Origin of the sequence: Roseburia intestinalis L1-82 (assembly GCF_900537995.1) — a bacterium.
GTDB lineage: Bacteria > Bacillota > Clostridia > Lachnospirales > Lachnospiraceae > Roseburia > Roseburia intestinalis.
Genome location: NZ_LR027880.1, coordinates 2,924,721 through 2,950,097, shown reverse-complemented (window position 1 = coordinate 2,950,097; position 25,377 = coordinate 2,924,721). Strand labels below are relative to the sequence as shown.

At 39.0% G+C, this 25,377-nt stretch carries 23 protein-coding genes and 3 pseudogenes; 22 read left to right on the top strand and 4 right to left on the bottom strand.

All coding sequences use genetic code 11. The features are described from left to right. Window position 1: 1 nt before the first annotated feature. From RIL182_RS14015 to RIL182_RS13950, 12 genes are all read left to right on the top strand, one after another. Window positions 2–898 carry a DUF7919 family protein gene (locus RIL182_RS14015; protein WP_009860918.1) on the top strand — a complete coding sequence of 299 codons (897 nt, stop codon included), beginning with the start codon at window positions 2–4 and terminating at the stop codon, window positions 896–898. A gap of 397 nt (window positions 899–1,295) precedes the next feature. Further along, on the top strand, window positions 1,296–1,601 hold the full coding sequence (locus RIL182_RS21335) for a hypothetical protein (protein WP_055040063.1): 306 nt from the start codon (window positions 1,296–1,298) through the stop codon (window positions 1,599–1,601). After that, window positions 1,580–3,598, top strand: a complete 2,019-nt coding sequence (locus RIL182_RS14010; protein WP_172606718.1) for an HNH/ENDO VII family nuclease — start codon at window positions 1,580–1,582, stop codon at window positions 3,596–3,598. The genes RIL182_RS21335 and RIL182_RS14010 overlap by 22 nt, the downstream gene beginning before the upstream one ends. Window positions 3,599–3,609: 11 nt before the next feature. Then, complete coding sequence (locus RIL182_RS14005) at window positions 3,610–4,080, top strand: SMI1/KNR4 family protein (RefSeq protein WP_157579726.1); 471 nt, start codon at window positions 3,610–3,612, stop codon at window positions 4,078–4,080. A 420-nt stretch (window positions 4,081–4,500) separates the two neighbouring features. Then, window positions 4,501–6,798 carry a hypothetical protein gene (locus RIL182_RS13995; protein WP_243128696.1) on the top strand — a complete coding sequence of 766 codons (2,298 nt, stop codon included), beginning with the start codon at window positions 4,501–4,503 and terminating at the stop codon, window positions 6,796–6,798. A 15-nt stretch (window positions 6,799–6,813) separates the two neighbouring features. After that, complete coding sequence (locus tag RIL182_RS13990; protein WP_044999797.1) at window positions 6,814–7,182, top strand: DUF7674 family protein; 369 nt, start codon at window positions 6,814–6,816, stop codon at window positions 7,180–7,182. Between the two features lie 373 nt (window positions 7,183–7,555). Beyond that, entirely contained in the window at window positions 7,556–9,070 is a 1,515-nt protein-coding gene (locus tag RIL182_RS13980) for an MFS transporter (protein WP_243128695.1), read from the top strand. A 1-nt stretch (window position 9,071) separates the two neighbouring features. Further along, entirely contained in the window at window positions 9,072–9,422 is a 351-nt protein-coding gene (locus RIL182_RS21755; RefSeq protein ID WP_243096767.1) for a hypothetical protein, read from the top strand. Window positions 9,423–9,476: 54 nt separating this feature from the next. Next, on the top strand, window positions 9,477–10,475 hold the full coding sequence (locus tag RIL182_RS13970; RefSeq protein ID WP_134523371.1) for a hypothetical protein: 999 nt from the start codon (window positions 9,477–9,479) through the stop codon (window positions 10,473–10,475). 8 nt (window positions 10,476–10,483) lie between these two features. After that, the gene (locus RIL182_RS13965) at window positions 10,484–10,861 is read left to right on the top strand and encodes a hypothetical protein (RefSeq protein ID WP_006859652.1); all 378 of its coding nucleotides are present in this window, start codon (window positions 10,484–10,486) and stop codon (window positions 10,859–10,861) included. 674 nt (window positions 10,862–11,535) lie between these two features. After that, complete coding sequence (locus RIL182_RS13955) at window positions 11,536–11,985, top strand: hypothetical protein (RefSeq protein WP_118592536.1); 450 nt, start codon at window positions 11,536–11,538, stop codon at window positions 11,983–11,985. Between the two features lie 88 nt (window positions 11,986–12,073). Further along, the gene (locus RIL182_RS13950; protein ID WP_243128694.1) at window positions 12,074–12,865 is read left to right on the top strand and encodes a DUF7919 family protein; all 792 of its coding nucleotides are present in this window, start codon (window positions 12,074–12,076) and stop codon (window positions 12,863–12,865) included. 101 nt (window positions 12,866–12,966) lie between these two features. On the opposite strand, the gene RIL182_RS13945 is transcribed toward RIL182_RS13950, so the two are convergent. After that, entirely contained in the window at window positions 12,967–14,136 is a 1,170-nt protein-coding gene (locus RIL182_RS13945; RefSeq protein ID WP_055196078.1) for an IS110 family RNA-guided transposase, read from the bottom strand. Window positions 14,137–14,413: 277 nt separating this feature from the next. Here RIL182_RS13945 and RIL182_RS13940 point away from each other — a divergent pair, with 277 nt between their 5' ends. The 6 genes and pseudogenes from RIL182_RS13940 to RIL182_RS13910 all read left to right on the top strand — a co-directional run. Then, a complete protein-coding gene (locus RIL182_RS13940; protein WP_006859443.1) occupies window positions 14,414–14,923 on the top strand; it encodes an ankyrin repeat domain-containing protein in 510 nt (169 codons plus the stop codon). Beyond that, entirely contained in the window at window positions 14,916–15,248 is a 333-nt protein-coding gene (locus RIL182_RS13935; RefSeq protein ID WP_006859444.1) for a DUF2185 domain-containing protein, read from the top strand. Before RIL182_RS13940 ends, RIL182_RS13935 begins: the two co-directional genes overlap by 8 nt. 62 nt (window positions 15,249–15,310) lie before the next feature. Next, a complete protein-coding gene (locus tag RIL182_RS21750) occupies window positions 15,311–17,809 on the top strand; it encodes a polymorphic toxin type 15 domain-containing protein (RefSeq protein WP_243128693.1) in 2,499 nt (832 codons plus the stop codon). Window position 17,810: 1 nt separating this feature from the next. Further along, window positions 17,811–18,347 carry a T6SS immunity protein Tdi1 domain-containing protein gene (locus RIL182_RS13920; RefSeq protein ID WP_006859730.1) on the top strand — a complete coding sequence of 179 codons (537 nt, stop codon included), beginning with the start codon at window positions 17,811–17,813 and terminating at the stop codon, window positions 18,345–18,347. A gap of 224 nt (window positions 18,348–18,571) precedes the next feature. Then, window positions 18,572–18,979 (top strand): annotated as a pseudogene (locus RIL182_RS13915) (IS4 family transposase); the annotation flags it as partial. A gap of 417 nt (window positions 18,980–19,396) precedes the next feature. After that, window positions 19,397–19,660, top strand: a pseudogene (locus RIL182_RS13910) (transposase); the annotation flags it as partial. 48 nt (window positions 19,661–19,708) lie between these two features. Here the strand turns inward: RIL182_RS13910 and tnpC are convergent. The 3 genes from tnpC to tnpA form a co-directional block, all read right to left on the bottom strand. Beyond that, window positions 19,709–21,355: an IS66 family transposase gene (tnpC, locus tag RIL182_RS13905; protein WP_134523047.1), complete on the bottom strand. Its 1,647-nt coding sequence runs from the start codon at window positions 21,353–21,355 to the stop codon at window positions 19,709–19,711. A gap of 146 nt (window positions 21,356–21,501) precedes the next feature. Continuing rightward, window positions 21,502–21,855, bottom strand: coding sequence for an IS66 family insertion sequence element accessory protein TnpB (gene tnpB, locus RIL182_RS13900; RefSeq protein ID WP_006855325.1), 354 nt, complete (start codon window positions 21,853–21,855; stop codon window positions 21,502–21,504). Further along, window positions 21,848–22,186 (bottom strand): IS66 family insertion sequence element accessory protein TnpA, encoded by a 339-nt coding sequence (gene tnpA / locus RIL182_RS13895; protein WP_006855327.1) that lies wholly within the window; start codon window positions 22,184–22,186, stop codon window positions 21,848–21,850. Before tnpA ends, tnpB begins: the two co-directional genes overlap by 8 nt. Window positions 22,187–22,277: 91 nt before the next feature. Here tnpA and RIL182_RS13890 point away from each other — a divergent pair. The 4 genes and pseudogenes from RIL182_RS13890 to RIL182_RS13865 form a co-directional block, all read left to right on the top strand. Then, a pseudogene (locus tag RIL182_RS13890) lies at window positions 22,278–23,123 on the top strand (IS3 family transposase); the annotation flags it as partial. Between the two features lie 802 nt (window positions 23,124–23,925). After that, on the top strand, window positions 23,926–24,555 hold the full coding sequence (locus tag RIL182_RS13875) for a DarT1-associated NADAR antitoxin family protein (protein ID WP_006859662.1): 630 nt from the start codon (window positions 23,926–23,928) through the stop codon (window positions 24,553–24,555). 119 nt (window positions 24,556–24,674) lie between these two features. Next, window positions 24,675–25,007 (top strand): RHS repeat-associated core domain-containing protein, encoded by a 333-nt coding sequence (locus tag RIL182_RS13870; RefSeq protein WP_006859661.1) that lies wholly within the window; start codon window positions 24,675–24,677, stop codon window positions 25,005–25,007. A 92-nt stretch (window positions 25,008–25,099) separates the two neighbouring features. After that, the gene (locus tag RIL182_RS13865; RefSeq protein ID WP_242655673.1) at window positions 25,100–25,264 is read left to right on the top strand and encodes a PDDEXK family nuclease; all 165 of its coding nucleotides are present in this window, start codon (window positions 25,100–25,102) and stop codon (window positions 25,262–25,264) included. Window positions 25,265–25,377: the final 113 nt, after the last annotated feature.

Genomic DNA, 25,377 nt, shown 5'->3' with positions numbered 1-25,377 from the left:
AATGAATTCTGATATGACAAAGTATTGTTATCAACATTTTGAAAATGCATACAATATTGGGTGGAATGTAAATTTTGATAGTACAGTGGAAAGTAAAGAGACATTTGATTCAATATTCATAGAAAAGCTGACTTTATATTGTGAGAATCCATTAAATAGCGATTTGAATGGTGTATGTCGTGAAACAGAGATTGATGGAAAAAAGTATGTAAAAGGGTTTGGAGAAATACGCATCATTGATTTAAAAAAGAAAATAAGATATGCGGCGCCAAATGTTATTATAGATGATATATTAAATGGAAAATATATACCGCCAATAGAATTTGTCGATGCAGTTTTAACAGGACCGACTTTTGATTCTGAAGAATATCAGGAATTTTATTTAAATTATTCGGAAAAAAACTTTTGGGGAGAAAACGAAGAAAATTTAAAAAAAATAGTTAAGGTATTGGAATTGGCAGGAGATTTTGAAGGCTTTAAAGATTATATTTTGAATAACGATTTGATAAATATAGTTGTCCCTAAAGGTTCGTTACTTAATTATACAATCACAGAAGGGAAAGAAAAGGAAGCACTTTGGCTTATTGAAAATGGTATAGATATTAATGCTTTTGACGGTTTGGAACTTATGACGGCAATAAAAAAGAACAACAATATAATTGCAAAAAAATTAATAGATGAAGGTATTGTTATTAACAGTAGAGAGATGAAAGATAATCCTTTAGTTAGTGCGATTCGTTTTTCAAATGCCTTTCTTGTAGAGGAACTTATGAAAAATTACAGGAATTTGATAGTAACTTATTCAAACGAATATGTAAGAAATTGTAGTGTTTTAGATATTGCTGAAAGAACGAAAAATGAAAAAATAATAAATATAGTTAAGAAGTATTTAGTATGATCTATTGATGTTAATATAAATTCAAAAAAATTGATAATAGTTGTTTTTCAGGTTTAAGTTCGTAAGAGAATAATAATTTTTTGATATGTTTATAAGTTTGGAGAACCAGTGACAACTGATATTCCAATGTTACGTGATGGAACAGTTTATGAAGTTTATATTATAAGAAAAAATGGTGATTGTAGTAAAAATGAAATTAAAGCGATTGAGAAATTATGTAATGTAAATTATATCAAAGCGAGGGTAAATTGGTAGACAAAGTGTTTTTAGTGCGGAAGGGGACGCATATAAGATGAAAGATTTGAACCAAGCAATATCAATTTATGAAGTAAGACCTTGGTACTCATACTAATATATTTTACCTGCTTCGTTAGGTCAGGAAGAATAGGAGAGGTTTATGGCAGAAGGATTACAAAGGAGAATTGAATATTCCGATTTAAAATTTATCAGTTCCTTTGCCATGGAAAAGATCCTTGATTTTCAGACATGGGAGGTGCCAAGGGAACATGCCAGAGGAAACTTTCGACTTCTGTTGTCAGAAAATGAGACAGGCATAAACAGCATGAATGCACCCATACAGCTCTTGGGGCAGGGGAATACTGCGGGAGCGTTGTTCAGCGGATATCCGGAAAGGTGGAAATCAAAGAAGAAAGAGGATACAGGATTGCAGACATACAGGCTGTGTCAGGAACAATTCTTTTAGATCAGAAAAAAAGTAACCGGGTATTTCAGAAAAAAGTACAGACTTATATGGGGATTGCCAGTGCCGTAACAGCCGATACCGATCACAGCGCCTGCATACTGCCGGGGAGCGACATGCGAACCGGAGGGACGCTGATACAGTATCAGGAAACAGACTGGAGATTTCTGAAAAGAATGGCGTCCCAGCTTGGGCTTCCATTAGTGCCGGATACCAGCTATTATTATCCCCGCTTTTACCTTGGATTGCCGGAAGGTGAAAAAAGGGAATTGGGAGAAATCATTTCCTGTGATCTCTGTTTTGATGGGAGATATTATGCAGTCAGTGGAAAATGCCTTGTTGATAGGGAAGATTTCATTTGTTATGATGTTGTTACGAGGACAAGCCTGTCGCTGGGGGACAGGGTAACATATGAAGGAAGGGAGCTGCTTGTTTCTCGGAAAAAAACAGAACTGGCAGGAGGGGAGGTCATTTTTACATACCGCCTTGCGGGAAACAGTTATGCGTGGGTTCCATGGGAGGATAACCCGGACTATACGGGAATGTCATTTGTCGGATCCATTGTCGGAACGCAGGGGGAGCAGGTAGAAGTAGCATTTGATATTGATAAAAGTGCGGCAGGTGGAAACAGTTATGGATTTGCTCCGGCGACGGGAAACCTGATGTACTGTATGCCGCAGAAGGGAACAAAAACATCATTATATATAGGAAATGGAGATGAGGCGCAGGGAATAGCGACAGGGTGTATCCGTACTAATGGAAGCACCTGTGAGGGGACGGGAAGTCCCGAGAAAAAAAGTTTCCGGTCAGAGCACGGAAAAGGAATGGATCTGTATCCGCAGCGAATGGGATTGGATGGCGGTGAAACGGGAAAGATTACATTTGAGGATGAAACGGGGACTACCATAGAAAGCAATGGCGGGCTTGTTCTGATGGCAAAAGAGGGAATCCGGCTGGAGAGCATGACAGGGATTGCCATGCAGGGAATGTCGGATATCATGGCATTGTACGCAGAAGGGGCATCCAGTCTTTGTGTGAACGGCAGTGTGGATATGCTGGGCAGGCTGGCAGGAATATCAGCCAGTAAGTATACTGGGTATCCGCCCTATGATGATGCACCTAAGGAGGGTGAATTTGACTGGGATGGATTTACGAGAAACCTTGCAATCGGTCTTGGAGTAGTTGCAGTATGTGCCATTGGTGCCGCAATTAGTATAGCAACGCTTGGTGCTGGAAGTATTTTAGCCGGGGCGTTTATAGGTGCGGGTATTGGTGCATTATCTACGACAGCGATGAAAGCAGGAGAGGAGATAGCAACCGGAAATGTCCGAAGTGCGAAAGAAGCTTTTCGGGATGTAGGAATATCAGCTGCCAGCGGTTTTGTAACGGGGGCATTTGGAGCAAAATTTCCGAGAGCACATCGTTTGGCTGAAGGTGTTGTAGATACGGCGGTATCGGCAGGTGAAAGACTTGCGTATGCAGTCTTTGATGACAGTATGTCATGGGATGAGAAGTGGGCATATGCTTTTGATCCAGGACAGATGGTGGCAGATTTTGTAACAGGTGTTGTCATAGGAGAAATCCTTGATGGGATAATGGCAGCAACACAGAATAAGTTAAGAAGTATTTTTGCAAATAATGATGCTGCGATGCGTGAGGCTCTTGGGAGTGGTAAAAAAACTGTTGTTGTAAATGGAAAAACTGTTACTATGGATAATAGTATATTTGATCCCAATTTTGTGGACAGACAAGGGAGGACTAATATTCAGAGAATGGAGCAAGGACTAGCTCCGATTGGAACAGATGGGAAATCGATTAATATACATCACATTGACCAAACAAATAATGGACCAGTGATGGAAATAATGGCGACGGAACATCAGCAGAATTACAGTAAATTACATACTAATATAGGTCAGGCTCCCTCTCAGATCAATAGAAGTGAGTTTAACAGTTGGAGAAGAGGATACTGGGAGTGGCGAAGTCATAATTTAGATTAATGGAGGAACATATGAGTTATACAAATTTTATTAAAGCAATGGAATTGGCACCGAAATGTAAATTTTATACAACTGCTGGTGGAAAAAGCGAAGAAGAAATTGATATGTCAGAAAAAAAATTAGGTATATCTTTTTCGCCTCAGTGTAAAGAGTTTTATAAAAAGTATGGGTATTTGTCCTTTTTCGGTAATGAAATATATGGAATTGATCCAGAGGATGATTCGGGAATATTAGAGGGAAATTCAGTTGCATATGCACTGAATGACAGAGAAGAATATAATTTACCTAAGGAATGGATACCTATATATGATTTTGGTGATGGAAATATGGCATATTTGGATTATTCTTCTTTAAATATGGAAAAGGAACCTAGTGTTATTATGGCATTTTATAATGGAGATAAATATGAAATTAATGAAACATTAGCAGAAGATTTAGGTGATTTCCTTTTGCAATTGGTGCAAGAACAGTTAGAAAATTAAAAAACATATAATGGGAGATGTTCCATTAATGCTACAAGTTATGGGGCATTTCCCATTTTTAATAGTTGCAATATATAAATAGGGAAAAAGCATAGTAGATTGGTGAATATTAGGAAAATAAATATAATTCAAGAAGATTCTTTTTAAAGAAAAGGTAGAGATAATTGTAAAAACAGCTTTGGGGTTTGATAGCAAATCTTTTATAGAATACACAGTTATTTTAAGCAGGTAACCGTATTTATATGGAAAAACTCTGAACGGAACGGCTGTGAAGTGGCACAGATATGAGTACAAAATAACGCAGATGCAACAAGTGAAAGAGATAAGCTGTCTGCATTGACACAGAGATCATTTCTTGTTTGTGCCTATGGAGGATTGATAGAACCCATATCATCCGGTCAGGAAGAATAGGAGAGGTTTATGGCAGAAGGATTACAAAGGAGAATTGAATATTCCGATTTAAAATTTATCAGTTCCTTTGCCATGGAAAAGATCCTTGATTTTCAGACATGGGAGGTGCCAGGGGAACATGCCAGAGGAAACTTTCGACTTCTGTTGTCAGAAAATGAGACAGGCATAAACAGCATGGATGCACCCATACAGCTTTTGGGGCAGGGGAATACTGCGGGAGCGTTGTTCAGCGGATATCCGGAAAAGGTGGAAATCAAAGAAGAAAGAGGATACAGGATTGCAGACATACAGGCTGTGTCAGGAACAATTCTTTTAGATCAGAAAAAAAGTAACCGGGTATTTCAGAAAAAAGTACAGACTTATATGGGGATTGCCAGTGCCGTAACAGCAGATACCGAGCACAGTGCCTGCATACTGCCAGGGAGCGACATGCGGACCGGAGGGACGCTGATACAGTATCAGGAAACGGACTGGAGATTTCTGAAAAGAATGGCGTCCCAGCTTGGGCTTTCATTAGTGCCGGATACCAGCTATTATTATCCCCGCTTTTACCTTGGATTGCCGGAAGGTGAAAAAAGGGAATTGGGAGAAATCATTGCCTGTGATCTCTGTTTTGATGGGAGATATTATGCAGTCAGTGGAAAATGCCTTGTTGATAGGGAAGATTTCATTTGCTATGATGTTGTTACGAGGACAAGCCTGTCGCTGGGGGACAGGGTCACATATGAAGGCAGGGAGCTGCTTGTTTCTCGGAAAAAAACAGAACTGGCAGGAGGGGAGGTCATTTTTACATACCGCCTTGCGGGAAACAGTTATGCGTGGGTTCCATGGGAGGATAACCCGGACTATACGGGAATGTCATTTGTCGGATCCATTGTCGGAACGCAGGGGGAGCAGGTAGAAGTAGCATTTGATATTGATAAAAGTGCGGCAGGTGGAAACAGTTATGGATTTGCCCCGGCGACAGGAAACCTGATGTACTGTATGCCGCAGAAGGGAACAAAAACAGCATTATATATAGGAAATGGAGATGAGGCGCAGGGAATAGCGACAGGGTGTATCCGTACTAATGGAAGCACCTGTGAGGGGACGGGAAGTCCCGAGAAAAAAAGTTTCCGGTCAGAGCACGGAAAAGGAATGGATCTGTATCCGCAGCGAATGGGATTGGATGGCGGTGAAACCGGAAAGATTACATTTGAGGATGAAACGGGGACTACCATAGAAAGTAATGGCGGACTGGTTCTGATGGCAAAAGAGGGAATCCGGTTGGAGAGTATGACCGGGATTGCCATGCAGGGAATGTCGGATATTATGGCGCTGTATTCAGAAGGGGCATCCAGTCTTTGTGTGAATGGTAGTGTGGACATGCTTGGCATGAGAACAGGTCTGGCGGGAACGGTATATCAAGGGTATGATCCATTTGAGGATGCGCCTCAGAAGGGCGAGTTTGACTGGGGCGGATTTGCAAGAAATCTTGCTATTGGATTGGGAGTTGCGATTGCTTGTGTGGGACTGGCTTTAATTCCAGGAATTGGTCCCATCGTAACGGGAGCATTGATAGGGGCGGCGATAGGAACATTCTGCCAAACAGTATATAAAGCAAATGAAGAGTGGCAGAGTGGCAATGTTAGAAGTACGATAGAAACTGTGAGGGATGTTGTAATTTCAGCAGCAGCAGGTGGATTTACTGGAGCATGTGTAGTTGCTTTTCCAGTAACGGTGCTTTTTAGTGGAGAGATTTATGCAGGAGTTAGTCTGACTGGTCGTGCAGCGTGGGCTCTTGGAGATAGTTCCATGAATAATGAGAAAAAGATGGCTTATATTTTTGATACGAAACAGATGGCAGTAGACTTCTCTATAGGAGCACTTATCGGAATAATTGTACCTGGAGCTGTGGCAAGAAAAGTTGCAAGTAATGAGGCAAAAAATCCAGTCCTTGATGAGACAAGAAATTCGCATATAAATGGTAATTATGGAAGTCCCGATAAAGTTGATAATCTTTTGAGTGGAAGACCTGAATTATCAGGATCTTCGAGAGATAAATTATTGACTACAGTGCAAAATTCAGAATTAAGAAAAATAGTGAATGAACTTTATAGACCAGGGGCATCTGTAGGAGATGGAGGGACAGCAGCCATACTCGTAGAGGAGTTTAACAATGGCTCATCAACACATTTAATAAAAGCAATAGAAAGATTAAAACAACTAAGAAATTTGGCAAGTTCAGGTAAATTAGGATTTAATGATTTAGATGTAGTAGAGGCACTGATAGATGATTTAGAATATGCCGTAAGTTTATTTGATTGATTGGAGGATATAAATGTGAGTAAAAATGTAAGAGAGTTTTTTGAAAAAATGCAAGAATTTTTTCCTTCAACGAAGAATGCATACATTGAAAGCGTAGAAGAATATGGAGAAGTATTAGAAACAGTTGTAATAGAAGATATTTTTATGCCGGAGCTTTTAACATTATTAGCTAAAAATGAAGATGCTGAATTATTAAGTAATATATTTAATTATTTTGAAGAAATAATAAAGAAGAATGATTCACATTTGATTAATATTTTTTCTGTTACTGTGTTAGAAATTTTAGGAAATGATAAGGCAGTTCTAAAGGTGGCTAAGCAATATATGGGGGAAAAAACTACATTGCTCCAAATGAAAGCTGATAAAGAATTGGGAAGATTATAAAAAAAGAATGGCGTCCTAGCTTGGACTTCCGTTGGTGCCGGACACCAGCTATTATTATCCCCGTTTTTATCTTGGCCTGTCGGAAGGTGAGAAAAGGGAACCGGGAGAAATTCCCTCCTGTGATATGTGTTTTGACGGACGCTATTATGCAGTCAGTGGAAAATGCCTTGTTAATAGGTGAGATTTCATTTGTTATGATGTTGTTACGAGGACAAGCCTGTCGCTGGGGGACAGGGTCACATATGAAGGCAGGGAGCTGCTTGTTTCTCGGAAAAAAACAGAACTGGCAGGAGGGGAGGTCATCTTTACATACCGCCTTGCGGGAAACGGTTATACGTGGGTTCCATGGGAGGATAACCCGGACTATACGGGAATGTCATTTGTCGGATCCATTGTCGGAACGCAGGGGGAGCAGGTAGAAGTAGCATTTGACATTGACAAGACTGCGGCGGGCGGGAACCGTTATGGATTTGCCCCGGCGACGGGAAACCTGATGTACTGTATGCCGCAGAAGGGAACAAAAACATCATTATATATAGAAAATGGAGATGAGGCGCAGGGAATAGCGACAGGGTGTATCCGTACTAATGGAAGCACCTGTGAGGGGACGGGAAGTCCAGAGAAGAAAAGTTTCCGGTCAGAGCATGGGAAAGGAATGGACCTGTATCCGCAGAGCATGGGATTAGATGGCGGGGAGACAGGAAAGATTACCTTTGAGGATGAAACAGGAACCACCATAGAAAGTAATGGCGGACTGGTTCTGATGGCAAAAGAGGGAATCCGGTTGGAGAGTATGACCGGGATTGTCATGCAGGGAATGTCGGATATCATGGCACTGTATTCAGAAGGAGCATCCAGTCTTTGTGTGAATGGCAGTGTGGACATGCTTGGCATGAGAACAGGTCTGGCGGGAACGGTATATCAGGGGTATGATCCATTTGAGGATGTACCTCAGAAGGGTGAGTTTGACTGGGGCGGATTTGCAAGAAATCTTGTAATGGGTCTTGCGGTAGGAGCCGCCTGCATAGCTTTGGCTGTATTTTTGCCGGGAATAGGAACTGTTGCTGCAGGAGCACTATTTGGTGCAGGAATGGGGGCAATTTCAGCATCAGTAGCCGGGGCAGTAAGCGATTATTCCAGTGGAAATGTGCGAAGTCTTGGAGAAGCCACAAAAGATATGGTAATTTCAATGATTACCGGAGCGATTACCGGAGCAATCGGCGCAGCATTTCCGGCAATGAAGTGGTTTGGAGAAGGGCTAATAGATGTAGGAAGTGGCATATTGACCAGAGGAATGTATGCCCTTTTGAATCCGGATATGTCTACGGAGGAAAAGTTAGCGTATGTGTTTGACCTGAAACAGATGGGAGTAGACTTTATTACTGGTGTGGCAATGCACTTTGCGTTTAAAGGTGTTTCGGCGGTAAGGGAGAAGTTGCCTTGGAATAAGGGTGGTTCATATTCTGTTGGAGATGCTACATTTATGGATTCTGATGATAGTTTTTTTAGGTATATTCAGAAACGAGCAGATGTTGATGCCAATGGATATTATGATATTATAGCACATGGTACACCCAATGGAATACAAATCACTCATAATGGTCAACATATGATTGTTGATCATAGAACCGCGGCAAGATTAATTCAAAATGCAGATGGATATAATGGTCAAGGAATTAGATTATTATCTTGCAATACAGGTGCTCTGGATGATGGATTTGCACAAAACTTAGCAAATCAACTTAATGTGGAGGTTTACGCGCCAACAAATTATTTATGGGCGACACAAGATGGAAATTATTTTGTGGCAGGAATGACAAATCAAAAAGGTCCTAATATGAGCGAATTGGGCATATTTAAATTATTTATACCAGGAGGAAGCCAATAAAATGCTATGTGAAAAATGTAAAACAAATATGATTCATGTTTGTGAGAATTCAGTACAAGGATGGTCATGTCCGGTTTGTGGGTGGGGAACATTAACAACATATATTGATAAAATACATCAAGATATGACAGAATATAGTATATGTACAAAAAGTATTACGAATATTGATAAAGATAAAATCAAGGTAATTTCCAAAATAGCAGGAGTTAATTATATTGTGGCTAAACAAATGCTTGAAAAAGAAGGTATTTGTATATTAAAAGCAAAAGCTGTAGATATAAAAAAAGCAATATGTGAATTAGAAAATGTAAATATACCGTTTGAAGTAATCCCTGAATTTAATTACTGCTAAAAATTCTGGTTAATTTTCTATTGCAGTAATTGTAGTCAGGGAATGTCGGATATCATGGCACTGTATGCAGAAGGGGCATCCAGTCTTTGTGTGAATGGCAGTGTGGATATGCTGGGCAGGCTGGCAGGAATATCAGCCAGTAAGTATACTGGGTATCCGCCCTATGATGATGCACCTAAGGAGGGTGAATTTGACTGGGAAGGATTTACGAGAAACCTTGCAATCGGTCTTGGAGTAGTTGCAGTATGTGCCATTGGTGCCGCAATTAGTATAGCAACGCTTGGAGCTGGAAGTATTTTAGCCGGGGCGTTTATAGGTGCGGGTATTGGTGCATTATCTACGACAGCGATGAAAGCAGGAGAGGAGATTTCGACTGGAAATGTCCGAAGTGCGAAAGAAGCTTTTCGGGATGTAAGAATATCAGCTGCCAGCGGTTTTATAACGGGGGCATTTGGAGCAAAATTTCCGGGAGCACATCGTTTGACTGAAGGTGTTGTAGATACGGCGGTATCAACAGGTGAAAGACTTGCGTATGCAGTCTTTGATGACAGTATGTCATGGGATGAGAAGTGGGCATATGCTTTTGATCCAGGACAGATGGTGGCAGATTTTGTAACAGGTGTTGTCATAGGAGAAATCCTTGATGGGATAATGGCAGCAACACAGAATAAGTTAAGAAGTATTTTTGCAAATAATGATGCTGCGATGCGTGAGGCTCTTGGGAGTGGTAGTAATACTCATGTACCAAGTGCTAATACGCAAGTAGTGCGACATCCAGAAATAAAATCACCTAATCAAGTGAAGATGAGTGATGTGACAAATTATTGGGACGATTATTTGGGTAGTAATCAAACCAATATACATCCAAGGACAGGATTAGTGGATAATGATAGAATTTTTTCTGCTGATGGAACAAAGAGTATACGATTCGGTAATCATGAAATGGATAGTATGGGAACAACTAAGTTCCATTTTCATCTAGAAGAATGGAAATATGATCCAGTGAATGATGTTATGGAATACTTTAATACACTTGTTAGGATTAAGAGGTAGATGGTAAAATGAAAATAGTTATTGACAAAATATTAGATGAGAACATTTATTTTTCTACTGATTACGGTATGGCAAAGGGAATATGGAAAGGGGCTAATAGACCAATCCAGAAGGAATATTATGTTGAGTTGGACATTGACGGACTATATAGTTATGATAATGTATTTGTAAACAATACAAAAGAATATCAGATGAGAATAATCGATGGAAAAAATCAACTCACTTTATTATTGCTTGAATATGATGAAGATGGATGTGCCACTTTTCAATTAGGTGATTCAATTATAGAAATTGAAACTGCTTATGATGAGCGTTTTTATGCATTAATGAATTCATATATAACGCTATTTGTAGAAAAAATAAATGTTTATGATGAAAACTTATAGGTAGATAATAATGCTTTAATTATGTATCCGCTTAAGGACATTTGAAATCAAACTGAATAGTAAGTATTTGTCCACTGGAATTGCACCTCGGAATTATAAAATTGGTTGCTTATCATTAGCTCTGTATCTTCTTTATGGGGAACTTTCTGAAAGTAGTAACCCTTATTCATAAAATTCTGCCCCAGTTTCATCTTCATGATATGTTCCGCATCTGCCCTATTGAAAGTGCTATTTGACTTCGGCGGAGTACTTCTACAGTAATATAAAAATGGGTATTCTGCGTTCTGTAGGTAGTCAGCCACTTTCTTGTGGAAAGGCTGATATTTGTAACCAGTAACAGCACAAGTATGCTCTGAACCGATGTAGGGCACATCCAGAAGTAGCAGCTTTTCTGTATCATCGTTTTTTAAATATCCGAGACAGTCCTGCTGTGTAATGACAGAATTCTGCAACTTCAAGTGTGCTGGTAAGAATCTGAAGACTCGTTCTATGATTTTGCCAGCCCTTTCCATCATTGCTTTATGTCTATAGAGGAGAAACTAGCGTATGCGTTTGACTGGAAACAGATGGGGGGCAGATTTTCTTACTGGTGTGGCAATACACTTTGTATTTAAAGGCATGGATGAACTCAGGACTGGTAAAAAACGGCATATCGTGGTCAGTATTCATTTGATATGAACGGAAATGAGGTTTCTTGCATATCTGATTTTTATGACATTGAAAATTTGGCAGCTATAGAGGATACAAGATTTTATAATGAACCTACATTTTATAAGGTCGAAGTTGGTGGTAATCAAAGTGTATATGTTTCGACAGGGAATATAAGGCAAAGTCAATTTGCGGAAATTGTAAATCAATCTTCTGGAGATATTTCAATAGTTTCTGGTATGCATGGAGGACCAGATGGATCATTACTGAGCGAGTATAATGGTGTTTCAGGAAAACAATTATTGAATGAAGATTTAAAAGTATGGGGGGATTCACTAAATATAAAAATATACAATGTAAGTAAATTGAGCTCAGAAGAATTGAAATCAGTTATAAAATCAAGTGACATTACAATATGTGGTTGGTGTTTTAGCGAAAGAAGCAAATTATTATTAGAAGCACTTGGTTGCTTATAACGCGAAATGATAGATACTTTTCTTTTGGTGAGTGCTATTTTATGTTAAATTATATAAATATCTGATTTGTATACGAGGAGAGAGAATAATGAATTCTGATATGACAAAGTATTGTTATCAACATTTTGAAAATGCATACAATATTGGGTGGAATGTAAATTTTGATAGTACAGTGGAAAGTAAAGAGACATTTGATTCAATATTCATAGAAAAGCTGACTTTATATTGTGAGAATCCATTAAATAGCGATTTGAATGGTGTATGTCGTGAAACAGAGATTGATGGAAAAAAGTATGTAAAAGGGTTTGGAGAAATACGCATCATTGATTTAAAAAAGAAAATAAGATATGCGGCGCCAAATGTTATTATAGATGACATATTAAATGGAAAATATATACCGCCAATAGAATTTGTCGATGCAGTTTTAACAGGACCGACTTTTGATTCTGAAGAATATCAGGAATTTTATTTAAATTATTCGGAAAAAAACTTTTGGGGAGAAAACGAAGAAAATTTAAAAAAAATAGTTAAGGTATTGGAATTGGCAGGAGATTTTGAAGGCTTTAAAGATTATATTTTGAATAACGATTTGATAAATATAGTTGTCCCTAAAGGTTCGTTACTTAATTATACAATCACAGAAGGGAAAGAAAAGGAAGCACTTTGGCTTATTGAAAATGGTATAGATATTAATGCTTTTGACGGTTTGGAACTTATGACGGCAATAAAAAAGAACAACAATATAATTGCAAAAAAATTAATAGATGAAGGTATTGTTATTAACAGTAGAGAGATGAAAGATAATCCTTTAGTTAGTGCGATTCGTTTTTCAAATGCCTTTCTTGTAGAGACCAGCTATGAAAAGTCAACCATAAATTAGTAAAAAATTTCTTTTTCATATCGGTGGTAAAAAAGGGTAACTTTAATAGAGCTCCCTTAGGGTGCTTTTTCAAAATCTATCGATATTGGTATACAGACCTCTTATTTGAGGTTAAATTCGACATTGTCGGTGAGCATCTTCCAGATGACTCTGACAAGTTTGCCGGAACAATGCCCAAGTGCATTGTAATGAGACCGGCCTTCAGCCCTCTTGGCATCATAATAAGCCTTGAAGGTTGCGTTGTTTCTGACAACGTTCCAAGCTGCATTTACAAGGGCATATCGTAATACACGAGAGCCACGTTTGGACATCCTTGTTGTCTTAGCCTGAAAGTTACCAGACTGATAAACAGAAGGATCCAGACCAGCAAAAGCAAGCAGCTTGTTTGGATTGGAGAAACGGTGAATATCACCTATTTCACCAAGAATCATTCCACCATTGATATAACCGATACCAGGAATGGTCATGATGACAGAATCGTTGAATTTCATGATATCCGTCATCTCAGCTTCAATCTTTTCTAATTGGCTATCCAGTAACTCGATTTGTTGAATGGTTTGAGTTATCTGAATAGATATAGCGCTGTCGTTAGCACCGACAGACTTCTGTGCGAGAACTCTTAATTCTTTGGCCTGTTCTTTGGTAAAGTGTCCGTGTGAGTTCACTTTGAGCAGATTAGCCAGATGAGTCATATGCATGGAAGCAATCTCTTTTGGAGAAGGTGCTTCTTTTAATAAAGCATAGACAGCGTGTTGATGCAGACCGGATTTGAAAAAGTATTGAATCTCCGGAAAGACCTGATCAACATAGGTTGTCAGTTGAATTTTCAATCGGGTACGTTGCTTTATGGTTTTCTGACGGAAACGTCCCAATGCCTTAAGATCCATCATATCGAGATCAAAGAAGCTGACGAATCTGAGGTTGTCCTGCATCATAAGAGTTTTAGCAATCACGTAAGTGTCGACCTTATCTGTCTTAGTTTTGCGAACGTTATTTTTTCGCATTTGACAGGTTTTGATGGGGTTCAACACACACACTTGGTAAAGCTCAGTAACAAGGAATCGAACAAGGTTGTCACCGTAGTGTGCCGTTGACTCAAGACCGATGATGAGGCTGTTCTTATCGAATGATTCGAGTTTAGAGACCAGCAGTTGGAAGCCATCAGCGTCATTTGTGAATTTGAACGGCTCAATGATTATTTCACCGTCGGAAGAAATCGCAGCGGCGAAATGATTAAGTTTGGCAATATCAATGCCTACGTAAATTTTCATGAGGTTGTACCTCCCTTTCCTAAAGTCTGATACCATGATGTCCACCAACGATTATCATCGTAGACTTGATAGAAATAAGTACTCTGAGTGAAAAACACTCCGGCAACATCCAGCTAATAAACAATTCAGATAAAGGTAGTGGCAATACACTCCAGTTGAGTAGTCAAGCTACAGAAAACAAATCAAAAGTCCATAGTATCTGAATTGTATTGAACCACGATATTAAAAGAAAGGAAATATGTGATAATTAACTTCCTAATTATCATACAAGAAATCAATGGATATAAGTTTAGTAGCTAAAATGAAAAAATATGATGAGTTTATTTCTTGTTATAACGAAGGAGATGAGAAAAAATTATATAAAGGAAAATCATTATTATTTTATTCATTATCTAATAATGATGCAGAAAGCCGTTATTTAATAACAGATTTTTTACTTAATAAAGGTGCTGAAACTAATGTGATAAATGAATGTGGCGAAAATTTATTACATATTCTGTTGTCAAGGACAAATCACAATATAAAACAAACTGCAGAGTTGTGCCAAAGATTAATTAAAAATGGAGTAGATATTAATCAATTAGATAAAAAGGATAGATTGCCATTACAATATGTGGTTAATATGAAATATACTGATGAGGAACTCGAGCCATTATATCAAATTTGGTTTTCACAAAATAATGTTTTAGTTAATCACAAGAATGCGTGGGGAAAAACACCATTGGAAATTGCGGAGAAAATGCCTTATAGAGCAAGTTTACTAGAAAGGATGAAAAAGTATGAGTGAATTAGTAACTTTTATTTCTAATGCTGGTGGAAGTATTGTTTCAAAAAATATATTATCCCATAAGGGAAAGTTGAGATGGTGTGTTAGAGAAGAAGCTATAAATGATGTAGATAATGGATGGAGGTTTTTTGCGGATATTGATACAGAAGAATATTTGAGTAAAGCTGATAATATGTGTATATGTGATTTTAATACTGTAGCAAATATAGAACCAGCAATTTTGGCAATATATGATTGCAAAGTTGGAACTGATATAGAATTGATAGAGGAGAATGGAAAGAAAGTTTTTTTAGATAGTAATACGGGAGAAAGAATTAAATCATAGTATTTACTTTTGAATAACTATTAATAAATTCAAAATTATATATATGTCTATTGGAGCGGCTTATGGCAGAAGGATTACAAAGGAGAATTGAATATTCCGATTTAAAATTTATCAGTTCCTTTGCCATGGAAAAGATCCTTGATTTTCAGACATGGGAGGTTCCAGGGGAACATGCCAGAGGAAACTTTCGACTTCTGTTGTCAGAAAATGAGATAGGCATAAACAGCATGAATGCACCCATACAGCTTTTGGGGCAGGGGAATACTGCGGGAGCTTTGTTCAGCGGATATCCGGAAAAGGTGGAAATCAAAGAAGAAAGAGGATACAGGATTGCAGACATACAGGCTGTGTCAGGAACAATTCTTTTAGATCAGAAAAAAAGTAACCGGGTATTTCAGAAAAAAGTACAGACTTATATGGGGATTGCCAGTGCCGTAACAGCAGATACCGAGCACAGTGCCTGCATACTGCCAGGGAGCGACATGCGGACCGGAGGGACGCTGATACAGTATCAGGAAACGGACTGGAGATTTCTGAAAAGAATGGCGTCCCAGCTTGGGCTTCCATTAGTGCCGGATACCAGCTATTATTATCCCCGCTTTTACCTTGGATTGCCGGAAGGTGAAAAAAGGGAATTGGGAGAAATCATTTTCTGTGATCTCTGTTTTGATGGGAGATATTATGCAGTCAGTGGAAAATGCCTTGTTGATAGGGAAGATTTCATTTGTTATGATGTTGTTACGAGGACAAGCCTGTCGCTGGGGGACAGAGTAACATATGAAGGAAGGGAGCTGCTTGTTTCTCGGAAAAAAACAGAACTGGCAGGAGGGGAGGTCATTTTTACATACCGCCTTGCGGGAAACAGTTATACGTGGGTTCCATGGGAGGATAACCCGGACTATACGGGAATGTCATTTGTCGGATCCATTGTCGGAACGCAGGGGGAGCAGGTAGAAGTAGCATTTGATATTGATAAAAGTGCGGCAGGTGGAAACAGTTATGGATTTGCTCCGGCGACAGGAAACCTGATGTACTGTATGCCGCAGAAGGGAACAAAAACAGCATTATATATAGGAAATGGAGATGAGGCGCAGGGAATAGCGACAGGGTGTATCCGTACTAATGGAAGCACCTGTGAGGGGACGGGAAGTCCCGAGAAAAAAAGTTTCCGGTCAGAGCACGGAAAAGGAATGGATCTGTATCCGCAGCGAATGGGATTGGATGGCGGTGAAACGGGAAAGATTACATTTGAGGATGAAACGGGGACTACCATAGAAAGCAATGGCGGGCTTGTTCTGATGGCAAAAGAAGGAATCCGGCTGGAGAGCATGACAGGGATTGCCATGCAGGGAATGTCAGATATCATGGCATTGTATGCAGAAGGGGCATCCAGTCTTTGTGTGAACGGCAGTGTGGATATGCTGGGCAGGCTGGCAGGAATATCAGCCAGTAAGTATACTGGGTATCCGCCCTATGATGATGCACCTAAGGAGGGTGAATTTGACTGGGAAGGATTTACGAGAAACCTTGCAATCGGTCTTGGAGTAGTTGCAGTATGTGCCATTGGTGCCGCAATTAGTATAGCAACGCTTGGAGCTGGAAGTATTTTAGCCGGGGCGTTTATAGGTGCGGGTATTGGTGCATTATCTACGACAGCGATGAAAGCAGGAGAGGAGATTTCGACTGGAAATGTCCGAAGTGCGAAAGAAGCTTTTCGAGATGTAGGAATATCAGCTGCCAGCGGTTTTATAACGGGGGCATTTGGAGCAAAATTTCCGGGAGCACATCGTTTGACTGAAGGTGTTGTAGATACAGCGGTATCAGCAGGTGAAAGACTTGCGTATGCAGTCTTTGATGACAGTATGTCATGGGATGAGAAGTGGGCATATGCTTTTGATCCAGGACAGATGGTGGCAGATTTTGTAACAGGTGTTGTCATAGGAGAAATCCTTGATGGGATAATGGCAGCAACACAGAATAAGTTAAGAAGTATTTTTGCAAATTATGATGCTACGATGCGTGAGGCTCTTGAGAGTGGTGAAGATGTACTTGATGAGATTAAAAGAATTGACGAAATAGAGGTTGAATTTAATTATAATTCAAAATTTGATGAAGCTGAGTTTGCCCGACAATTAGCAGATCAGCAAAAGGGTATGAATGAATTGACAGTTCGGGAATATCTCGATAATCGTCAAAAGTATATTGAACAAGGGCGTGCAATAGAAAGCAATGCGGCACAGCAGGCAGCAAGAGAAAAGGCATTTGTAGATAAAGTAGACGAATTACAGGATGCAGGATTATCTTTAAAAGAAGCAGAAGAACAGGCTGAAAAATGGTTGGATACGCAGGCAGCTTTACACAACCCCGATCAAGTGGCTGGTGGTTATGCAAGTAATGTCGGTGGTGTTGGAGATAAAGGTGTTAACTCTTCAATCGGTTCACAGTGGCGTTATAGAATTGATGGTGTTGATGCACAAATAAAAAAAATGGCAGAGAGTATGTCTGAAGCAGAGAAAAATTCAACATATCTTAATGTAAAGCTGGCACATAAAGGAGACTAATATGTTGCAAATTGAAAAAGGTCAAGATATAAAACAGGAATTACTTCACAGATATAAAACAATATTACCTGATGAATTAATAAAAATATGGGAAGATAATGGATTGGCAAGATTGATGGGAGAATATCTAAAAGCAGTAAATCCAGAAGATTATCAGGAACTGCTTAAGGAAACATATTTTAGAGGAAATATTTCGATTCCGATACTAGTGACGGCTTTTGGGGATATAGTAACATTTGAAGAAGGCCAATATATTGGTATGGTGAAGTACAAAAATGGTAATTTCGTCATGCTCGCAAAAAATTTTAAACGTTTTATACAAAACCTTGGAGATGACTATTTTTTAGAAAAGTATTTTCAGATACCCCAGTATATAGAAGCAGTAAATAAATTAGGTAAACTGGAGCAGGATGAGTGCTTTGGTTATGTGCCATTATTGGGATTAGGTGGTAGCGAAAAGATTCAAAATCTGAAAAAAGTAAAAATTAGAGAATACATTGAATTAATATCACAGCTGGTGGGAAAAATTGGAATGTAGTAATGTTTATAAAGGAAAAATAGTTTAAAATAAGTATTTGATCTAGATGAGTTGTTTAGATTTGATAAATGCAGATGTATTTTATAGTAACTCAAACTTCGCACATTAAAATGTGCTTATGCACCTTGAAAATTCAATAATAACTGGCATAAAAATAGCATGAAACCAATGGTTTTGGTATAATTGAGTTGCCGAAAAACAATTACAAACCGGAGGCTCATGCTATGAATAAAAGTATAACACAAGCGACTCAAAATGATAAGCAGATTTCTAAATCTATCAAACGATTTTTCACAAGGTTTCATATTTCCTCAGCCTTGAAAACTGCCAATGCCTATAAAAGGAAAGACACTCCTGTAACGGAGATTTTTCAATACATGTTTCTGCTGATTTTCTCCAACAGAAGTATGTATATGAGTCTGCTTACTGGAAAAAATACTCCTGATTTTGCAAAAGATATCGTGTATCGTTTCATGAAGATGGTTCAAATTAACTGGATGCGTTTTACTACAATACTTGCATCCAGAATCATAAACAACGCTATTCTTTCACTGGATTCGGAAGATCGTGCCAATGTTCTTATTATTGATGATTCCATGTTTGAACGTAACCGTTCTAAAAAGGTAATCTTATAGTTGGACTTGAGTGAATGTAGAAACTATTTTAAAAAAGTAAAACTGATAAAAAATACATTATATGATGTCTCCGAATTCTGATTGATTATGCCAGCGAAACTCTGGCATTGAAGTTTGACAAGTAAATATTATCCGAAATTGAAAATAAGAGTACAAGAAATAGACATAGTACTGTTGTAATACCGAAAAATAAGGTATGATATCTATAGGATTATGCTACATTCAAAACCAACTTTCTGAGGGGAATTCAAATGGCAGATTCCATGCATCCAGATGCTGTAACATCAGGATGTGATAGAGGCGGCAGTACCACATCTTAGTAGAGCGGTGTCTGCCGCTGGATAGGTTACAATTAACTGGACAGATTTTTTAAGGTCATATAATCTATAATAAATACACGAAGGAGCACTCTTTATGACCGAACAAAAACAACGACGAAAACCTCGCAAATATACAGATGAATTTAAACAGCAACTGGTGGAACTATATCGTTCCGGCAAACGCAGATGTGATATCTGCCGTGAATATGACATTGCTACTTCCCTGTTTGACAAGTGGGTAAAGCAGGCATCCAATTCCGGTTCTTTCCATGAAAAAGATAACCGGACTCCGGAGCAGGAAGAACTGATCCGGCTTCGGAAAGAAAACCAGCAGCTAAGAAGTAAGTACGTAATCATCTGTACCTTGCCTTTTTAAAAAACATGCCGCCCATCAGGGCGGCACATTTTATTTCTTCTTTTTGGTTCGAAATCCTTCCGGTAATTCATTTGACCATGGCAAAAGCCGATTTAGATCATCCGGCTTTGGAAAAGGTCCCATTTTACGAAGCTCGTCTAATACATAGGAAAGATATACATACGGCTTCAGACCATTCAGCAGGGCTGTTTCTGCGATACTATAAACAACAGCACTGGCATCTGCACCACGGATACTCTTGGCAAACAGCCAATTCCGGCGGCCTACTGCAAAATTTTTGATTGCACGCTCCGCACTATTATTATCAATGCTCAGATGCCCGTCATCCAAGTACCTGCGAAGATAGTTTTCCTGATTCAGCGTATATAAAATGGCATCACCAATAAGGGAAGATCTGTCTACAGAATCTTCCATCGAATGCAGCCATTCAAACAGAGCTTCCACTACTGGACGCGACTGCTTCTGGCGTTCCTGATACCGTTCTTCCAGTGTCTTATCTTTGATCAGTTCCTCTACTTTATACAGGATTCCGATCCTCGTCATTGCCTGATATGCAACTGTTTCTTTCAGCTGCTCCTTTGTGAAATCCTTTTTTAATGCCGTGAGCGCAGCATCAAAACGGCGTCTCGCATGGGTAAAGCATCCTGTTACGGTAATGGAATCGTTCAGTCCATGATACGCCTGGTATCCATCACACGTCAGATATCCATGAAATGTATCTCCAAGGAAGTTTACCGGGTGATATCCGGCACGCGTTCTCTCATAATCAAAGAGAACCATCTGTGGGGATTCACTGTAATGATCTGTCAGATATACCCACATCCAGTTTTGAGATGATCCTTTCTGATCCGGTTCATCAATTACCTGAATCCTGGTCTCATCACAATGGATGTATCTGCTCTTTAGGAATTCTTCCTTCATCTGCCTATAAAGCAGTCCCAGATACCGGTCTGCACAGCTGATGATCCAGTTTGCCATTGTTTTTGTTGAAAGATTTAAGTCATACCTTGCGAATTCCCGTTCCTGTCTTGCCAGCGGCATGCCATTGACATACTTTGCATTCATGATTCCGGCAACCAGCGAAGGTGTAGCAATGCTTCCCTTGATCAGCGGAAACTCTTTTTCCGGCCGGATCATAGCACCACATTTTGGACAACTGTATACATAGGTTACTTCTTCAACCACTTCAAAGGTGGAGGGGATGAATTTCAGTCGTTTTACGACTTCTTTTGTGACGACTTTATACTTTGTTCCACAGTCCGGACAATAGCGGTCTTCGCCGGTCAGTTTATATTCGATTGTTTCTGTTACTTCGAAATTAGAGAGATCTTCTTCTTTTTTGCCGGTGCGTTTTTTCCGTTTGTGCGATGGAATCACGATTTCCTCTTCAATCTCAGCAGTATCCATATCTGCATTGACTTCAGCCTCATTAAACAGATCCATCTGTTCATATCCATCTGCGTATTTTTCACTGGAAGAACCGAAACGTCTTCTTTGTGCAAGCGCAAGACGGTCTGAAAGCATTGCGTTCATAAATTCCAGTTCTTTCTGCTTGTCTTTCAGAAGCTGTACCTCGGTCTCTTTTTTTTGAACCTGATTCTGCATGATTCGCATAACTTCCATCATGTTTTCACGGCTCATGTTATTCAGCTGTTCCTCTGTAAAAAACGGATCCATCCGGCAATCTCCAAACTCTTATATGATAATTCCAGTATAGCATAGAAAGTCCAGCTGTTCGAGAAAAATCAACGTTTTACTGTGTAGGAATATATACCGATATCCACGAGTATTTCGTGCTTTTTGCGAATTGACAAATCCGTTCTTTATACAACAATCTTTGGATGTCTTTCTTCAAAAGCTCCCTTCGGAGTAAGTGAAAGACCATCACACAGCCAATGCATCTCTTTCAGGGTCACTTTCTGTAATTCATCCGGAGTATCCGGCCAGTGAAAGGAATCTTTGTCAAGCCTCTTCATCAGAATCCAGAAACCGGATCCGTCCCATTGCAGAATCTTAATAGAAGTCCGCCTGCGGTTGCAGAACGCAAACATGCAGCGCGAATAGGGATCAAGTTTGAATTTTAGCTTGATAATTGCAGCCAGTCCGTGATAGCTTTTTCTCAGATCGGTAGCTCCACAGGCAAGGTAAACGGTTGTGCCACCTGCCAGATCAAGCATGATCTTTCAGCCCCTGGATCAGAACACGAAAAAATTCCGGCGGGCATTCAGGCATCACTTCAATCCGAATAGCGTTTGTGATAAAAATGCGGACTGGAGACGGGCTGATATTCAAAGTCTCATTCTTTGAAATCTCTTTTTCCGTTGGCATTTTTGCAAAAATCATATCTGTATCTGATTGTTCGTCCAATTTTTTCAGCTTGCGCATCCAATAATTCATTGTAGAGACTGGAACGTGATGTTCCTGACACCATGTTTTGCAAGTCTGCCCACTGAATTGAAATTCATGGATTCGTTCAGACCACAGCGTGATTTTTTCATCTGTTTTCATAATGATACAGTTTCCTTTCTTTGTTATGAAAAGAGTGTATCAGAAAAATATAGTTGCTGACAGATACGAATGATTACGTACTTACCTTAGGACGAAAGTAAATGTGATTAAAGCAAATGCCCACAAATACTCTGTATCAGCAATGTGTCGCGTCCTACAGGTAAACAGAAGCACCTATTATTATGAAGCAGCAGCAAAAAAAGATGAATCAGAACTCACTGCAGACATTCAGGAAATTTTTAGAAAAAGCCGGAACCATTATGGTACACGAAAGATCAAGAAAGAACTGGCGGATTGCGGGAAACAGGTATCAAGACGCAGGATTGGACGGATTATGAAACAGGAAGGTCTGGTATCAAGCTATACTACAGCACAGTTTAAACCGCAAAAAGACAGATGTAATGAATCAAAAGTAGAGAATGTGTTGAACCGACAATTTCAAAACCAGCCATACCGCAATGTAGTGGTAAGTGATTTGACCTACGTAAGGGTAGGAAACCGCTGGAATTATATTTGTGTACTGATTGATCTTTTTAACAGGGAGATTATTGGATACAGTGCAGGAGAACATAAAACAGCAGAACTTGTAAAACAGGCATTTATGAAAGTAGACGGAAATCTGTCGGAAATCCATATTTTCCACACAGACCGTGGAAATGAATTTAAAAACGAGACAATTGAAGAACTGTTAGAAACGTTCCATATGGAACGCTCCCTGAGCCATAAGGGATGTCCTTATGACAATGCAGTGGCAGAAGCTACGTTCAAGATTATAAAAACAGAATTTGTATGGAATGAAACATTCCATACGCAGGAAGAACTGAAGATAAAACTATGGGATTATGTAAACTGGTATAATCATCACCGCATACATTCTTCCTTAGGGTATCAAACGCCTGTACAATATCGGAAAAATAACCTAAAAAAATTTGTCTGAAAAAGTGTTGACAATCCACGCTTTCTAATTTGAAGTCTATTTTCTCACGCTTATTCGAGCGTTCAGCAGAAGTTCTTGCATTGTATTTTTTTCTTTTACGTTGCCACGCGGCGGTATATTTATAAGACGTGGATTGGCTTTCATAGCCAGATGGACGGTTCTTTCGTACTTTGAATCAGAACATGGGGATTCACAGGAACAGCCATATTTGTAGCTTGCCAACGGTCATCATAACTTGATTCTTGTTTTCGAAATTTCAACACCATCATGATTCATTTTTCTTCCAGTTTTGCAGACAGGGATAACGGATAGATTTTAAGCTGTACAATCCAGTCAGTCAAAGATGTAATTTTAAAATCAATGGAAAGAAGATAAGAATGCTGCATACAGGAAGGAGTTCTTAGGGCAGGACCATACTTGGAATATTTATTCAGTATCAGTTCATCTGTGTATGAAAAATCCAAGTTCCTAAAACGGTCAATGAGGTCTTAGGTGTCGCTGAAAATGGCATCTGGATCAGGATAATATTTACAGAGATTTTCAAAAAGAAAGTTTTGATAGTTAAAATGACAGATGTAATTATCTGACAATAAAAATCGCCTTCAATCAAAAATTTACCGGCTGTGCTAGAACAAATATGCTTTCTGATTAAACAGGCGCAATGCGCCGCATTTTTGAGGCTGTTTATCAAGTGTTTTTTGATAAAAAGTGGGGGATTTTAATAAAAATGGAATCTGAAAGCCTTATGTTTAGTGGCTTGGAGATACCGAGAGATTATTTATGAAAAAAGGAGGTTATCAATATGGCAAAACGCCCTGCATGGAGTGTTCAAGATGATGTTGTTATATGTGAAAATTTTGATTTTATGTGGAGTGGAGGATTTTCGATAACACAAAAACAAAAAAATATTAGAGCGTTACATCAGTCTATCTATGAAATGAAACATGAAAAGGCATTGGAAGTGTCAAGCAAGAGTGAGGTACGGGTTGGAAAAGAGATAGGAGCATTTTCTTTGGAATTAGATGGTATTTTTTTGGAAAATGTTTTTCAAGCAGCAAAGCAATATGAGAATGGGGGACCATATTTAGATTTGTTAAACGTGTCTCCGAAACAGGCAAAGAGAGATGAACGACACTGTAATTCTGGAAAGTTGGTGGGATTTGTGAGAAATGATGAAATATGGACGTTAGAGCCCAAAACAGCATTTTATGATTATATATATATTTCTGCTTTAATAAAAAATTTTGGCTATGACTTGAATATATCTGAATATCAGTGGTTTACAGACATAGAATTTAATCCACAAAAGTCAATTAATTGTCAAGCGAGAGCAGTGGCAATATATGTAGCATTACAGAAAACAGCTTTATTTAATTCATTAAAAAGCAAGGATAGTTGGATTACTTTCCATGAGAGACATGTAAAAGGTTAGGTTCTTATTGGACTAAAGTAAAAATTATTTATGTAATTGTATTTTGGTTCTAGATATTCTATGGGGGGTGCAAAAACAGGTGAAAAAGAATTTTATTCCATCTCGTTTCCAAGGGCAGTATGAGGATAAGAAAGAAAATCGGTCTGTATTATAATCGTTTCCGCTACTATGATCCAAGTCTTGGTCAGTATACGCAACAGGATCCGATAGGGCTGGCAGGTGGAAATCCAACATTGTATGGGTATGTTTTTAATACAATGTGGGAACTTGATCCGTTTGGATTGGCTTGGAAAGATCTTTTAGAGACTGGATTAGGGCATCACCTTTTCCCAAGGTCTGTTGCGAAAAAATTAGGAATTGAGGAGTGGGCTAAACTGACGGCATATTCATGGTATCCATATGAGACAGCTGGATCGGGGGCACTTTGCCTGGAGAATAGTTTCCCAAAGTGAGAATGTTGTAGATATAAGGAAAACATGCTATGGCATATACAGTGTGTAAAGAGGAACAAAGAAAAAATAGAAAGCGTGGTCAAGCAGAAAAAATGAAGTACGAACATATCACAGAGGGTCGTTTCATAGACCGTCCCAATCGGTTTATTGCACATGTGGAGATCAATGGGCAGGTGGAAACGGTTCATGTAAAGAATACAGGCAGGTGCAGGGAATTTTTGGTCCCGGGTACACTAAAGCTTGTTTTTACTAAATAGTATTTTCTGTAATATAAAAGATATTGCAGAATACTTCTTATAAAAGTAAAATTCCGCATGGATTTGCTTTTCCACACAAAAAGTAAAATTTTGACTTTTATAGATATTAATTT

What these genes read in the sequence shown, in the direction of transcription:
- tnpA (WP_006855327.1), bottom strand. Translation starts at nt 22,186, where the DNA reads ATGAAAACAGATGAAAAAATCACGCTGTGGTCTGAACGAATCCATGAA.
- RIL182_RS13945 (WP_055196078.1), bottom strand. Translation starts at nt 14,136, where the DNA reads ATGAAAATTTACGTAGGCATTGATATTGCCAAACTTAATCATTTCGCC.
- RIL182_RS13940 (WP_006859443.1), top strand. Translation starts at nt 14,414, where the DNA reads ATGGATATAAGTTTAGTAGCTAAAATGAAAAAATATGATGAGTTTATT.
- RIL182_RS13875 (WP_006859662.1), top strand. Translation starts at nt 23,926, where the DNA reads ATGGCAAAACGCCCTGCATGGAGTGTTCAAGATGATGTTGTTATATGT.
- RIL182_RS13995 (WP_243128696.1), top strand. Translation starts at nt 4,501, where the DNA reads ATGGCAGAAGGATTACAAAGGAGAATTGAATATTCCGATTTAAAATTT.
- RIL182_RS13920 (WP_006859730.1), top strand. Translation starts at nt 17,811, where the DNA reads ATGTTGCAAATTGAAAAAGGTCAAGATATAAAACAGGAATTACTTCAC.
- RIL182_RS13980 (WP_243128695.1), top strand. Translation starts at nt 7,556, where the DNA reads ATGTCATTTGTCGGATCCATTGTCGGAACGCAGGGGGAGCAGGTAGAA.
- RIL182_RS21750 (WP_243128693.1), top strand. Translation starts at nt 15,311, where the DNA reads ATGGCAGAAGGATTACAAAGGAGAATTGAATATTCCGATTTAAAATTT.
- RIL182_RS21755 (WP_243096767.1), top strand. Translation starts at nt 9,072, where the DNA reads ATGCTATGTGAAAAATGTAAAACAAATATGATTCATGTTTGTGAGAAT.
- tnpB (WP_006855325.1), bottom strand. Translation starts at nt 21,855, where the DNA reads ATGCTTGATCTGGCAGGTGGCACAACCGTTTACCTTGCCTGTGGAGCT.
- tnpC (WP_134523047.1), bottom strand. Translation starts at nt 21,355, where the DNA reads ATGGATCCGTTTTTTACAGAGGAACAGCTGAATAACATGAGCCGTGAA.
- RIL182_RS13935 (WP_006859444.1), top strand. Translation starts at nt 14,916, where the DNA reads ATGAGTGAATTAGTAACTTTTATTTCTAATGCTGGTGGAAGTATTGTT.
- RIL182_RS13965 (WP_006859652.1), top strand. Translation starts at nt 10,484, where the DNA reads ATGAAAATAGTTATTGACAAAATATTAGATGAGAACATTTATTTTTCT.
- RIL182_RS13955 (WP_118592536.1), top strand. Translation starts at nt 11,536, where the DNA reads ATGAACGGAAATGAGGTTTCTTGCATATCTGATTTTTATGACATTGAA.
- RIL182_RS13950 (WP_243128694.1), top strand. Translation starts at nt 12,074, where the DNA reads ATGAATTCTGATATGACAAAGTATTGTTATCAACATTTTGAAAATGCA.
- RIL182_RS21335 (WP_055040063.1), top strand. Translation starts at nt 1,296, where the DNA reads ATGGCAGAAGGATTACAAAGGAGAATTGAATATTCCGATTTAAAATTT.
- RIL182_RS14005 (WP_157579726.1), top strand. Translation starts at nt 3,610, where the DNA reads ATGAGTTATACAAATTTTATTAAAGCAATGGAATTGGCACCGAAATGT.
- RIL182_RS13870 (WP_006859661.1), top strand. Translation starts at nt 24,675, where the DNA reads ATGAGGATAAGAAAGAAAATCGGTCTGTATTATAATCGTTTCCGCTAC.
- RIL182_RS13970 (WP_134523371.1), top strand. Translation starts at nt 9,477, where the DNA reads ATGGCACTGTATGCAGAAGGGGCATCCAGTCTTTGTGTGAATGGCAGT.
- RIL182_RS14015 (WP_009860918.1), top strand. Translation starts at nt 2, where the DNA reads ATGAATTCTGATATGACAAAGTATTGTTATCAACATTTTGAAAATGCA.
- RIL182_RS13865 (WP_242655673.1), top strand. Translation starts at nt 25,100, where the DNA reads ATGAAGTACGAACATATCACAGAGGGTCGTTTCATAGACCGTCCCAAT.